Consider the following 12,590-nt stretch of genomic DNA (forward strand, 5'->3'; position numbering starts at 1 on the left):
TCCTCGGTCCTCCGGTCATTCTTCTAGATTGACCCGGTGACCGGTAGAGACTCATCGCGCCGGCTCGTGTCTCCCGTCTGGCTGGTGCTGATCGGCATCCTGTCGGTCCAGTTCGGCGCCGGCATCGCCAAGGGTCTCTTCGACGAGATCGCCCCGACCTCCATCGTGTGGCTGCGGCTCGTCACCAGCGCCGTGGTGCTCGTGGCGATCGCCCGGCCGGTGCTGCGCGGTCGCTCCCGGTCCGACTGGCTGGTCGTGCTCGCCTTCGGCACCTGCCTCGGGGTGATGAACTGGGCGATCTACCAGGCCTTCGCCCGGATCCCGCTGGGCATCGCGGTGACGCTGGAGTTCATCGGCCCGCTGACGCTGGCGGTCATCGGGTCGCGGCGCCTGCGCGACCTCCTCTGGGTGCTGCTCGCCGGCCTCGGCGTCGCGGTGCTCGGCCTCGAGGGCGGCAGCGACGTCAACCTGGCCGGCGTCCTCTTCGCGCTCCTCGCCGGCGCGATGTGGGCGTCGTACATCCTGCTCGCAGGCCAGACCGGTCAGCGTTGGCCCGGCTTCGACGGGCTCGCTCTCGCCAGCGTCGTGGCCACGGTGCTGCTCACGCCACTGGCCATCGGCGAGGGCGGCGGCGACCTCCTCGACCTGCGCATCCTCGCGCTGGGCGCCGCCGTCGGACTGCTCAGCTCGGTCGTGCCCTACAGCTGCGAGCTGGTCGCGCTGCGCTCGATCAAGGCGTCCGTCTTCTCCATCCTGATGAGCCTGGAGCCGGCCGCCGCCGCCCTGGCCGGCATCGTCGTGCTGCAGGAGTACCTGACCTGGGAGCAGTGGCTGGCGATGACGTTCGTCGTCATCGCGTCCGTCGGCGCCACCCGCTCGTCGCGCACCCTGGCGCCCGCCCCGGACTGAGGTGACCGAGGCGTGACCGAGTTCACGCAACCGTCACACGACGTTGACCCGAGCGAAGCGGCCGGCCCCTAGCGTGGAGCGCACGTTGTCACTCGGGACACACATGGGGAGCCCGTCATGCACCTGCTACCGCGTCGTGCCGCTCGTCCGGTCGGACGGGCCGTGGACGCCGTACGCCGGTGGCCGGTCGAGTCCCAGCAGCGCTCCCGTCGCAACGCCATGATCGCCTCCACCGCTCTCGCACAACGGCGTGCGGAGCTCAACGACGTCGAGGACTTCCTGGCCGCAGCTGGCCCCTCCCCGGCGCCGGAGGTCGCAGCCCAGGCTGCACACGGCTGAGCCCACCGGGCGGGACCTGCCTCTCCCTGGCCGCCCGGTGGGTTCAGCCGCACTCGCTAGGGTCGGGCCATGAGACGCCTCGCCGCCCTGGCCAGCGCCACGGTCCTCGCCGCCACCGGTCTGACCGCCTGCAGCGACGACGGCAGCGACGCGCCCGGCGCGACCGCATCGTCGCCGACGCAGACCACCGACAGCGCGTCGCCGCCCGCGAGCCCGTCGACGAGCGGGTCGCCGTCCGCCGACACGACGCCCCCGAAGGTCGTCGACACGATCGCGACCGGCCTGGCCGCACCCTGGGGCATCGGCTTCCTGCCCGACGGCGACGCCATCGTGACGGAGCGCGACACGACCAAGGTGCTCCTGCTCACGAGCCCGTCGTACGACGTGAGCGAGGTCGGCACCCTGTCGGAGGCCGTGGGCCTCGGTGACCAGGGCGGGGAGGCCGGGCTGCTCGGCGTCGCGGTCTCGCCGGACTTCGCGACCGACCACCTGCTGTTCTTCTACTACAGCACCGCCACGGAGAACCGGATCGTCAAGGCCACCCTCGAGGACGGCAGGCTCGGCACGCCGACGACGATCCTGGACGGCATCCCGCGGGGCTTCATCCACGACGGCGGCCGGCTCGCGTTCGGCCCGGACGGCTACCTCTACGCCTCGACCGGCGAGACCGGCAACGGGGAGCTCGCCCAGGACAAGGACACCCCCGCCGGCAAGATCCTGCGGATCACGACCGACGGCGAGGCCGCGCCGGGCAACCCGGTGCAGGGCAACCCGTACTGGTCCTACGGGCACCGCAACGTGCAGGGCCTCGCGTTCGACGACCGGGACCGGCTCTGGGCCTCGGAGTTCGGGCAGGACACCTACGACGAGCTCAACCTGATCGGCGAGGGCAACAACTACGGCTGGCCGATGGTCGAGGGCATGGGCGACGGGGACAGCTCCCTGCAGGACCCCGAGCTCGTCTGGGACACCGACGAGGCCTCGCCGTCCGGTCTCGCCTGGCTCGACGGCCACCTCTGGATGGCCTCGCTCAGGGGCGAGCGGCTCTGGCGGGTCGACGTGACCGGCACCCGGGCGAAGGACCCGACGGCCTTCTTCGTCGGCACCTACGGCCGGATGCGCACCGTCGCGGTCGCCCCCGACGGGCGGCTCTGGGTGACCACCAGCAACACCGACGGCCGCGGTGACCCGCAGGACGGCGACGACCGGATCCTGGTCATCGAGCCCTGACGACCCCGGTCACGGTGGCGCGCCGTGCCGCCCGTCGCAGGGTGGCCAGGATCGCCGGCCCGAGCACCACGATCGCGACGGCGGTCGTGATCGCGCGCATGGTGTCCCAGCTCCCGGTGGACGTCAGCACCGTGTAGACGAGGAACCGGTGCAGGTTGTCGGCCAGCTCCGCGCCGGGCACGTAGGACAGCGACCCCTCGTGCCCCTCGACCGCGATGCCGGCGATGAACGGCCAGCCGGACAGGTTCATCAGCAGCCCGAACGCGTAGGACGCGACCACGCCGTACGCCGCCAGCGCGGCGATCTCGGCACGCCCGGTGAGCCGGCGCGGCAGCAGCCCGGCGCCCATCCCGACCCAGGCGGAGCAGAGCATCTGGTAGGGCAGCCACGGCCCGACGCCGGCGGTCATCAGGGCGGACGCGAAGAGCGAGGTGCAGCCCAGCACGAAGCCGAAGCCCGGCCCGAAGACCCGGCCGCCGAGGATCAGCAGGAAGAACGTGAGCTCGACCCCCGCCGTACCCGGGGAGATGCCACGCAGGATGGCGTTGGCGGCGCTCAGCACGCCGAGGACGGCGAGCACCCGTGGGTCCAGGCCCCCCTCGTTGAGCTCGGCGAGCACCACCGCGATCACGATCGGCAGCAGGGCGAGGAAGACGAACGGCGGGTCGACGCGCTCGCCGGTGCCCGCGCGCAGCAGGAGCGGCCAGCACAGCATCATCAGTCCGGCGACCGACGCGACGGCGAGCACCAGGGCCGAGCGGGGCGAGATGCGGACGGCTGCCCGGTGGTGATCGAGCTTCACAGGGCCGCCACGACCTCGTCGACGCGCAGCCACGGCGCGCCGAGCACCTTGGTCACCTGCGGCGCGAACGCCGGCGACTCGGCCACGACGCGACGCACCGGGCCGGACGAGACGACCTCGCCGTCGGCCAGCACGACGACGTCGTCGGCGACTTGGGCCACGAACTCCACGTCGTGCGTGGCGACGAGCACGGCACACCCGTCGGCGGTGAGGCCGCGGAGGATGCCGGCGAGGACACGCTTGGCCGCGTAGTCGAGGCCCCGAGTCGGCTCGTCGAGCAGCAGCACCGGGGGCCGGGACACGAGCACCAGCGCGAGCGCGAGCGCCAGCCGCTGACCCTCGGAGAGGTCGCGCGGGTGCTGGCCACCGGGGATCCCGGGCACCAGCCGGTCGAGGAGGCCGCGGCAGGCGCTGCTGCCGCCGTCGGCGGCGGCGCACTCCTCGTCGACGGTCTCGAGGTAGAGCAGGTCGGCGGCGTTCTGCGGCACCAGGCCGACCAGCGCGCGCCGGCCGGCAGGGGCGAGCGCGGCGGGGTCGCTCCCGGCGACGTCGACCCGGCCCGCCGTACGCCGTCCGCTGCCCTGGACCGCCCACAGCAGCGACGACTTGCCGGAGCCGTTGCGGCCCATCAGCGCGGTCACCCGGCCGGAGCCGAGGTCGAGGTCGAGGTGGCGTACGGCGACGGTGTGGCCGTGCACGACCTCGAGACCGCGGACGGCGACCGCCGTGGCGGCCGGCGCGTCGACCGGGACGGGCGGCGGGCCTAGACGGGCGGTGAGGTCGCGGGCCAACCGGCGGGCGTCGCGGACGCTGAGCGGCAGCGGGCTCCAGCCGGCGGCCCGGCCGAGCTCGACGATCGGCGGCACCACGGGCGAGGTGACCAGCAGCTCGCCGGGCTCCCCCACGGTGACCCGGCCGTCGCCGGTGAGCAGGCACATCCGGTCGACGAACGGGATGACCCGCTCGAGCCGGTGCTCCGCCAGCAGCACCGAGACCCCGAGGTCGTGCACGAGCCGGGTCAGCGTCGCGAGCACCTCCTCGGCGGCGGTCGGGTCGAGCGCGGAGGTGGGCTCGTCGAGCACCAGGAGCCGCGGGTGCATGGTCAGCACCGAGCCGATCGCGACGCGCTGCTGCTGCCCGCCCGAGAGGGTGCGCAGGTCGCGGTGGCGCAGCTCGGCGATGCCGAGCAGGTCGAGGGTCTCCTCCACGCGGCGGCGCATCGTCTCCGGCGGCAGGCCGAGCTGCTCCATGCCGTAGGCGAGCTCCTCCTCGACCGTGTCGGTGACGAAGCCGGCGGCGGGGTTCTGGCCGACGTACCCGATCGCGTGGGCGCGCTCGCGGGGCGGCGTGCGCACGATGCTGACGCCGTCCAGCAGCACGTCGCCGTCGAGGGTGCCGCCCGAGAAGCGCGGCACCAGCCCGGTCACGACGCCGAGGAGCGTGGACTTGCCGACGCCGGTCGGCCCGGAGACCAGCACCAGCTCGCCCTCGTCGACGACCAGGTCGACGTCGGTCAGCACGGCCGGCGCGTCGTCGTAGGAGAAGGCGATCCCGCGGAGCTCGATCATGCCGCCACCTCCTCGAGGACGGGGACGACCGGGACGACGTCGGTGCGCGCCGCGGGCGGTGAGCAGAGGGCACCCAGGAGGGCGACGACCCCGACGGCGAGGGCCGCGACGCTGAGGGCCGGGAACGCGTCGAGGGGCGGGTAGGCGACCACGACCTGGTGGCCGCTCACCCACCAGCCGAGGCCGCCGGCGACGAGGCCCGAGGCGACCACGACCAGCTCCGGCCAGCGCCACGGGTCGGGCCGGTAGCGGGTGCGCTCGACGCGGCGCCCGGCGCTGCGCAGGCCGGCGACGGCGGCGGCGACCCCGAGTCCGAGCATCGGCAGCGCGAGGACGCGCGGTGCGGTGTGGTCGAGGACGGCGTAGGTCCCGACGCAGATGCCGACCAGGCCGGTCAGCATGAGGGCGCCGGTCGTACGACGCTGCGCGCGCGTCGCTGCGCCGGCGCGGCCGTAGCCGCGGGCGTCCATCCCGGCGGCGAGGGCGAGGGAGCGTTCGAGGGCGTCCTCGAGCACGGGCACCAGCAGGCGGCGCAGCGAGGCGACCCGGCCGGTCTCCCCCGCCCGGAGCGCCTGTGCCGCGCGCACCCGGCGCAGGCTGTCGGCGAACTGCGGCAGCACGCTCACCGCGACCACGAGGGCCGTCCCGATCTCGTAGAGGGCCGGCGGCACCGAGCGGAGCAGCCGCTTGGGGTTGGCCAGCGAGTTGGCGGCGCCGACACAGATCACGATCGTCGCGAGCCGGAGCCCGTCGTACAGCGCGAAGAGGAGCGCCTGCGAGTAGAGCGGTCCGAGCAGGGTGATGCCGGCGACCCAGTCGGGCAGCGGGATCGCCGGCAGGTCGAGCAGCACCCGGCCGCCGAAGTAGCCGCCGAAGACGATCCGGAACGCCACCCGGATCACCACGATCGCGACGCCCAGCCAGACGTAGATCCGGAAGGACTGGCCCCAGGGCTGCTCCGAGCGCCGCAGGGACACCACGAGGGCGGCGACGCCGATCAGCATCAGCAGGACCAGCGGGTTGGTGGTCAGCGACGCGGCGACCGCCAGCCCGATGGCCCACAGCCACCAGGCCACCGGGTGCAGGTCGCGGGGGCGGCTCACGGGGACGGGTTCCTCCGTCGGCGTACGACGGCGACGGCGCCCCCGGCGGCGAACAGCCCGACCACGACGACCGGGCCGACCCAGGTCGGCAGGCCGCCGTCGGCGGGGTCGGCGGGGTCGGCGGGGTCGGCGGCCGTCGAGGTGAGCGGCGACGGGGTCGTCGACGTCGACGTCGACTCGGGCAGCATCTCCCCGTCCACGCCGCCGGGCGACTTCGTCGGCTGGCCGACCTTGCCGGGCGCCAGGGTCGTGACCGACGGGCTGGGAGAGGTCGGCGTGCCCGATGACTCCGACGGCGCCGCCGACGTCGTGCTGGAGGGCTTCTTCGTGGGTGCGGCGCTCGCGTGGTGGGTCGGCCTCACGCTCGGCCTGGTCGTCGGCTTGCTGGTCGGCGTCGGCGCCGCGTGGTGCGCGGCCGGACTGACACCGGGGGCGGACCGCGAGGAGCTGCCGTTCCAGGAGAACGCGACGTACCCGCCGTCGGGGACGGTCTGGGAGCCGGCGCCGCGGGTGGCGTAGGTCCACTGGCCCGAGGTCCCGTCCGACCACCACAGTCCCCAGTAGGCGTCGGCCGGCGGGGTGTTGACGCAGGAGCTGCTCGGCTTGGCGTCCACCTGGCACACGAAGCCCGGCTGGCGCTGGACGTAGGACAGGTCGAAGCCGCCGGCCTCGAAGAGCGTCGAGGCGGCCTTCCCCCCACCGTCGGCGATGCAGGCCGTCTGCACCCCGCCGCCGAGCTCGTGGAAGTCCACCACCACGCTCACCCCGTCGCCGGTGGAGCAGGTCGCGGCTTCGGCACCCGAGAGAGGGACGACGCTCGCCGCCGCGGCCAGGAGGCACGCGGCGGCGAGGCGTACGCCGTGGGACATGGTCAGCGGACGACCTTGAAGGTCTTGCTGCCCTTGCGGTTGGCGAACTCGCCGACCACGGTGACCTTGAAGGTGCCCGGCTTGCCGTACTTGCCGGTCGCCTTCGCCGAGGCGACGAAGACGCCCTTCCTGGTGGCCTGGCCGCTCCTGGTCTTGCCGAGCAGCTTGACCCTGACCGTCTCGCCGGGCGCGAGCCCGGTGACCCTGACGGTCTGGGTCGTGCCCTTGCGGACCTTGGCCTTGAGCTTGATCGGCAGCTTCTTCGCGCCGAGCGCCTTGATCGTCGCCGTGTCAGCGACGCCGCCAGCCGTCGAGATCGTGACCCGGGTCGTGGCCGTCTTCGCGCCCAGCGCGATCGGGAACTGCGCCTCGCCGTTGGCGTCGGCCACGCGGGCGACCTTCTGGGTGCCGGCGGCTGCGCACAGGGTCTCGCCGGGAGCGGCACCGACGACGCCGACGCGCGGCTTGGTGCCGGCCTTGACGTACTCGGCGGTGAAGAGGGCGGAGACGCCCGGGCCGGCCGGCGCCCACTGCAGGACCGGGAGCGCCTGCGCGGTCGCTCGGCGGAACTGGTCCGCGGTCTCGGCCGCGATCGGGGTGGTGTCGACCTCGCTCAGCGCGGTGTCGTCGTACGCGATGGACCCGGTGTCGGCCGCGGCGTACGTCGTGCAGGATCCGGCATTCGTGACCTGGTGCGCGCGGACCCAGACGGCGGCCTTGGCGGCAGCCGAGGTGTCGCCCAGGGCGGCGAGCGCCGTGCCGGCGAGGCCGGTGCTGTTGGCGTTGGCCGCCTCGGTGGACGGGCCACCTCCGAAGGAGCCATCGGCCTTCTGGCTCGACTCGAGCCAGCTCTTGGCCAGTGCCAGCTTCTCCGCCACGTCGACGTCCGCGGACTGCGAGGTCAGCGCGAGGACGGCGATCGCGGTGGCGTCGGTGTCGGGCTGGCTCGTGGCGTCGCCTTCGCAGGTCTGGATCTCCGAGCTGCGGGACGGGAAGTCCAGCCGGAACCAGCCCGCGGCGCACTGCTGCTCGAGCAGGTAGTTGGTCACCGCACCGGCCTTGGGGCTGTCGGCGGCGACGAGCGCCTGCGCGGCGTAGGCCTGGCCGAAGGCGTTGGTGTCGCCGTACTCGTTGTTCTCGTCCACGACGCGCCCGTTGATCGGCGCGGTCGACCCCACCCGGCTCTCGAGCTCGGCGATCAGGTCGTGCCCACCGAAGTCGGCGGTGCTGCTGCCGGCCGCCTGGGCCAGCACGGCCGCCTTCGCGAGCGAGCCCGCGTAGAGCGTCGTCTGGCCCTCGTACGTCGAGGTGTACCACTCGTCGTGGGCGCGCGGCTCGATCGCGTCGGCGATGGCCGACACCGTGGCGTCATGGCCGCCGATGCGGTGCAGGCCGAGCGCGACGTCCGCGCTCAGGCCGAGGTCGTCGAAGTCGTACTGGTCGTTGTGGACGATCCCGCTGCTCAGCTGAGAGGTGAGCCAGGTGGCCGCAGAGTCGGCGGCGACGGGGTCGGTCCCGGCGGCCGAGGCGGTCCCCGGGGTGGCGGCGAGCGCCGCGAGGGCCAGTGTGGGGACGGCCACGAGGGCGGCCCCACGTCGTACGGAGCGAAGCATGGTGTCCTTCCCGCTGCTCAGCGGGAGGTGCTCGAGGATGCTCCTCGGGTCGCCACCCGCTGCTTTCCACGACAGCGATGTGATCAGGACGCGTCGTGTCGGGTGCTCCGGCTCGTCGTCGGCCCAAGGACCGACGACCCACGGTTGCGGGTCAGCGCCGGAATCTCACCGGCTTCCCCCGCCACGGGCGTGCGTTGATGTGCCCGCGCAGCATAACCCGGCCCTTCCCGGAGCCTGTGGTCGCCGCCAGATCCCGTCGAGTGACGTGAATCGGCCCTCAGAACGGTCTGCTGAGGGCGAATCCGCGTCACTCGACGCAGCAGGCGCCCCTCAGGACAGCTTCTCGAGGACCAGCTCGCGGACCCGGCCGGCATCGGCCTGGCCGCGCATCTCCTTCATGACCGCGCCGATCAGGGCGCCGGCGGCGGCCACCTTGCCGTCCCGGATCTTGTCGGCGACGTCCGGGTTGGCGGCGATCGCCGCGTCGACGGCGGCCGAGAGAGCACCCTCGTCGGACACGACGGCAAGGCCACGGGCCGCCACGATCTCCTCGGGAGTCCCCTCGCCGGCGAGCAGCCCGTCGAACACCTGGCGGGCGAGCTTGTCGTTGAGCGAGCCGCTGTCGACGAGTGCCTGTACGGCGGCCACCTGGGCGGGCGTGACGTCGAGGTCGGTGATGTCGAGACCGGCGTCGTTGGCCCGACGACCGAGGTCGGAGAGCCACCACTTGCGGGCCGCCTGCGGCGAGGCGCCGGCCGCGACCGTCTCCTCGATCAGGCCGACCGCGCCCGCGGCCACGACGTCACGCATCTCGAGGTCGGTGTAGCCCCAGTCGGTCTGCAGGCGGGCCCGCTTGAGCAGCGGGTTCTCCGGCAGCGTGCCGCGCAGCTCCTCCACCCACTCGCGCGACGGCGCGACCGGCACCAGGTCGGGCTCGGGGAAGTAGCGGTAGTCGTCGGCGTCGGACTTCTCGCGACCACTCGTCGTGACCCCGGTGTCCTCGTGCCAGTGCCGGGTCTCCTGCAGGATCGAGCCACCGGCGTCGAGGATGGCGGCGTGCCGCTGCATCTCGTAGCGGACCGCGCGCTCGACCGAGCGGAACGAGTTGACGTTCTTGGTCTCGGTGCGGGTGCCGAGCACGTTGGAGCCCTTCGGCGCCAGCGACAGGTTGACGTCGGCACGCAGGTTGCCCTGGTCCATCCGCGCCTCGGAGACACCGAGGGCGAGGATCAGGTCGCGCAGCTGGGAGACGTACGCCCGGGCCACGGCCGGCGCCTTCTCGCCCATCCCCCGGATCGGCTTGGTGACGATCTCGATGAGCGGGATCCCGGCGCGGTTGTAGTCGACCAGCGAGTGGTCGGCGCCGTGGATGCGACCGGTCGCGCCGCCGACGTGCAGCGACTTCCCGGTGTCCTCCTCCATGTGGGCGCGCTCGATCTCGACACGGACGGTCTCACCGTCGACGTCGACGTCCAGGTAGCCCTCGAACGCGATCGGCTCGTCGTACTGGCTGGTCTGGAAGTTCTTCGGCATGTCCGGGTAGAAGTAGTTCTTCCGGGCGAAGCGGCACCAGTCCGCGATCTCGCAGTTGAGCGCGAGGCCGATCCGGATCGCCGACTCGATCGCCTTGGCGTTGACCACCGGCATCGCGCCGGGCAGGCCGAGGCAGGTCGGGCAGACCTGGGTGTTGGGCTCGCCGCCGAAGACCGCGGGGCACCCGCAGAACATCTTGGTGTTGGTGTTGAGCTCGACGTGGACCTCCAGGCCCAGCGCCGGATCGTACGACGCCAGCACGTCGTCGAAGCCCACCAGGGTGTCGGTCATCGGGCTGCTCCTTCGAGGGTCGGGGCCTGGTCGAGCAGCGGTCCGCCCCACTGCTCGAGCAGGGCGGCCTCGAGGGCGGCACCGACCCGGTAGCAGCGGTCGTCGGCCAGCGCCGGCGCCAGGATCTGGAAGCCGGCGGGCAGGCCGTCCTCCTCGGCGAGGCCGCTGGGCACCGAGATGCCGGGCACGCCCGCGAGGTTGGCCGGGATCGTCGCGAGGTCGTTGAGGTACATCGCGATCGGGTCGTCGAGCTTCTCCCCCAGCTTGAACGCCGTGGTCGGCGCCGTCGGCGAGACCAGCACGTCGGCCTTCTCGAAGGCCGCCTCGAAGTCGCGCGAGATCAGCGTGCGCACCTTCTGGGCCTGGCCGTAGTAGGCGTCGTAGTAGCCGCTGGACAGCGCGTACGTGCCGAGGATGATCCGGCGCTTCACCTCGTCACCGAAGCCGGCGTCGCGGGTCGCGCGCATCACCTCCTCGGCGCTCGCGTCGGGCTTGCCCTCGGGCCAGACCCGCAGTCCGTAGCGCATCGCGTCGAACTTCGCGAGGTTGCTCGACGCCTCCGCCGGCAGGATCAGGTAGTACGCCGCCATCGCGTGCACGAAGTGCGGGCAGGAGACCTCGACGACCTCGGCGCCCGCCTTGACCAGCAGGTCGACCGACTCCTGGAAGCGGGCCATCACGCCCGGCTGCCAGCCGTCGCCGGAGAGCTCGCTGATCACGCCGACCCGCAGACCGGTCAGGTCCCCGGTAGCGCCCTGCTTGGCCGCGGCCACCAGGTCGGGCAGCGGCTGGTCGATGCTCGTGGAGTCCATCGGGTCGTGGCCGCCGATGACCTCGTGCAGCAGCGCCGAATCGAGCACGGTCCGGGTCACCGGGCCGGCCTGGTCGAGCGAGTTGGCCAGGGCGACGAGGCCGTAGCGGGACACCCCGCCGTACGTCGGCTTCACACCGACCGTGCCGGTGACGGCGCCGGGCTGGCGGATGGAGCCGCCGGTGTCGGTGCCGATCGCGAGCGGTGCCTCGAACGCGGCGACGGCCGCGGCCGAGCCACCGCCGGAGCCGCCGGGGATCCGGTCGAGGTCCCAGGGGTTGTGCGTGGCGCCGTACGCCGAGTGCTCGGTGGAGGAGCCCATCGCGAACTCGTCCATGTTGGTCTTGCCGAGGATCGGCAGACCGGCCTCACGGAGCCGGCGCACGACGGTCGCGTCGTACGGCGGGATCCAGCCCTCGAGGATCTTGGACCCGCAGGTCGTGGGCAGGCCCTCGGTGGCGAGCACGTCCTTGACCGCGATCGGTACGCCGTCCAGGGCGGACAGCAGCGTGCCGGACGCACGACGGGCGTCGGACGCGGCGGCCTGGGCGAGCGCGCCCTCGGCGTCGACGTGCAGGAAGGCGTGGACGGCGCCGTCGACGGCGGCGATCCGGTCGAGGTAGGCCTGGGTGAGCTCGACCGAGGTCGTCTCACCGGCGGCGAGCGCGTCGGCCAGCTCGGCGGCGGTGCGGTGGATGAGCGACATCAGTCCTCCTCCAGGATCCGCGGCACGGAGAAGCGCTGCTGCTCGACGGCCGGGGCGCCGGAGAGCGCCTGCTCGGGCGTCAGGCTGGGGCGGACGACGTCCTCGCGGAAGACGTTGGTGAGCGGCAGCGCGTGCGAGGTCGGCGGGATGTCCTCACTGGCGACGGCGCTGATCGACGCCACCGACTCCAGGATCACCGACAGCTGCGGTGCGAGATGGTCGAGCTCGGCGTCGGAGAGGTCGATCCGGGCGAGGTCCGCCAGGTGCGCCACCTCGTCGCGCGTGATTTCGGGCATGAACCAATCCTAGGAGAGAGCAGCATCGGCGCGTCGGCCGGTCACCACGACCTCGTCCTCGGCGACGTCGTGACCGGCGGCGCAGCGGACGGCCACGTGCACGGGCTCCCCGCAGCCGAGGTGGCTGACCTCCGGACCGCCGCCCGTCCCCGCCCAGGCGGCCCCCCATTCCAGGAGTCCCAGGACGACCGGCATCAGCGCGTGTCCAGCCTCCGTGAGCGTGTACTCGTGCCGGGTGCGCTGGCCCGGCTCGCGGTAGGGCACCTTCGCGAGCACGCCGGCCTCGACCAGCTCCTTGAGCCAACGGGCCGCGACCGCCTCGGTGACCCCGACCCGCGCGACGAGCGAGTCGAAGCGCGTCGACCCGTAGAAGACCTCGCGCACGAGCAGCACGGCGGACCGGTTGCCGACGACCTGCATGGCTCGGTCGATCGGGCAGCGATCGCCCAGGGGTCGGTCTCCCCGCTCCGCGAGGCTGCCTGCTGTCCGGACTGGTGGCATGACCTCATCGTACGACCTG

12 protein-coding genes and 1 riboswitch are annotated in these 12,590 nt (G+C 73.1%); of the genes, 3 read left to right on the forward strand and 9 right to left on the reverse strand.

What is annotated here, in order from left to right; all coding sequences use genetic code 11:
• Window positions 1-36 precede the first annotated feature (36 nt).
• From ABEA34_RS01460 to ABEA34_RS01470, 3 genes are all read left to right on the forward strand, one after another.
• Window positions 37-909: an EamA family transporter gene (locus ABEA34_RS01460; RefSeq protein WP_345518502.1), complete on the forward strand. Its 873-nt coding sequence runs from the start codon at window positions 37-39 to the stop codon at window positions 907-909.
• Window positions 910-1,026: 117 nt separating this feature from the next.
• Window positions 1,027-1,248: a hypothetical protein gene (locus tag ABEA34_RS01465; RefSeq protein ID WP_345518504.1), complete on the forward strand. Its 222-nt coding sequence runs from the start codon at window positions 1,027-1,029 to the stop codon at window positions 1,246-1,248.
• Between the two features lie 69 nt (window positions 1,249-1,317).
• Window positions 1,318-2,478 carry a PQQ-dependent sugar dehydrogenase gene (locus ABEA34_RS01470; protein ID WP_345518506.1) on the forward strand — a complete coding sequence of 387 codons (1,161 nt, stop codon included), beginning with the start codon at window positions 1,318-1,320 and terminating at the stop codon, window positions 2,476-2,478.
• On the opposite strand, the gene ABEA34_RS01475 is transcribed toward ABEA34_RS01470, so the two are convergent.
• The 9 genes from ABEA34_RS01475 to ABEA34_RS01515 all read right to left on the reverse strand — a co-directional run bounded on the left by ABEA34_RS01475 (window position 2,465) and on the right by ABEA34_RS01515 (window position 12,571).
• Window positions 2,465-3,280 carry an ECF transporter S component gene (locus tag ABEA34_RS01475; RefSeq protein ID WP_345518508.1) on the reverse strand — a complete coding sequence of 272 codons (816 nt, stop codon included), beginning with the start codon at window positions 3,278-3,280 and terminating at the stop codon, window positions 2,465-2,467. The genes ABEA34_RS01470 and ABEA34_RS01475 overlap by 14 nt on opposite strands.
• Window positions 3,277-4,848: an ABC transporter ATP-binding protein gene (locus ABEA34_RS01480; protein WP_345518510.1), complete on the reverse strand. Its 1,572-nt coding sequence runs from the start codon at window positions 4,846-4,848 to the stop codon at window positions 3,277-3,279. Before ABEA34_RS01480 ends, ABEA34_RS01475 begins: the two co-directional genes overlap by 4 nt.
• Complete coding sequence (locus ABEA34_RS01485; RefSeq protein ID WP_345518511.1) at window positions 4,845-5,951, reverse strand: energy-coupling factor transporter transmembrane component T; 1,107 nt, start codon at window positions 5,949-5,951, stop codon at window positions 4,845-4,847. The genes ABEA34_RS01480 and ABEA34_RS01485 overlap by 4 nt, the downstream gene beginning before the upstream one ends.
• A complete protein-coding gene (locus ABEA34_RS01490; RefSeq protein ID WP_345518512.1) occupies window positions 5,948-6,820 on the reverse strand; it encodes a hypothetical protein in 873 nt (290 codons plus the stop codon). The genes ABEA34_RS01485 and ABEA34_RS01490 overlap by 4 nt, the downstream gene beginning before the upstream one ends.
• A gap of 2 nt (window positions 6,821-6,822) precedes the next feature.
• A complete protein-coding gene (locus ABEA34_RS01495; protein ID WP_345518513.1) occupies window positions 6,823-8,400 on the reverse strand; it encodes a prenyltransferase/squalene oxidase repeat-containing protein in 1,578 nt (525 codons plus the stop codon).
• Between the two features lie 113 nt (window positions 8,401-8,513).
• A riboswitch (cobalamin riboswitch) is annotated at window positions 8,514-8,663 on the reverse strand.
• Window positions 8,664-8,763: 100 nt separating this feature from the next.
• On the reverse strand, window positions 8,764-10,257 hold the full coding sequence (gene gatB / locus ABEA34_RS01500; RefSeq protein WP_345518514.1) for an Asp-tRNA(Asn)/Glu-tRNA(Gln) amidotransferase subunit GatB: 1,494 nt from the start codon (window positions 10,255-10,257) through the stop codon (window positions 8,764-8,766).
• Window positions 10,254-11,774, reverse strand: a complete 1,521-nt coding sequence (gatA, locus tag ABEA34_RS01505; RefSeq protein WP_345518515.1) for an Asp-tRNA(Asn)/Glu-tRNA(Gln) amidotransferase subunit GatA — start codon at window positions 11,772-11,774, stop codon at window positions 10,254-10,256. Before gatA ends, gatB begins: the two co-directional genes overlap by 4 nt.
• Entirely contained in the window at window positions 11,774-12,070 is a 297-nt protein-coding gene (gene gatC / locus ABEA34_RS01510; RefSeq protein WP_345518516.1) for an Asp-tRNA(Asn)/Glu-tRNA(Gln) amidotransferase subunit GatC, read from the reverse strand. Before gatC ends, gatA begins: the two co-directional genes overlap by 1 nt.
• 9 nt (window positions 12,071-12,079) lie before the next feature.
• The gene (locus ABEA34_RS01515; RefSeq protein WP_345518517.1) at window positions 12,080-12,571 is read right to left on the reverse strand and encodes a winged helix-turn-helix transcriptional regulator; all 492 of its coding nucleotides are present in this window, start codon (window positions 12,569-12,571) and stop codon (window positions 12,080-12,082) included.
• Window positions 12,572-12,590: the final 19 nt, after the last annotated feature.

Source organism: Nocardioides conyzicola (genome assembly GCF_039543825.1).
In the GTDB taxonomy this organism is placed as follows: domain Bacteria; phylum Actinomycetota; class Actinomycetes; order Propionibacteriales; family Nocardioidaceae; genus Nocardioides; species Nocardioides conyzicola.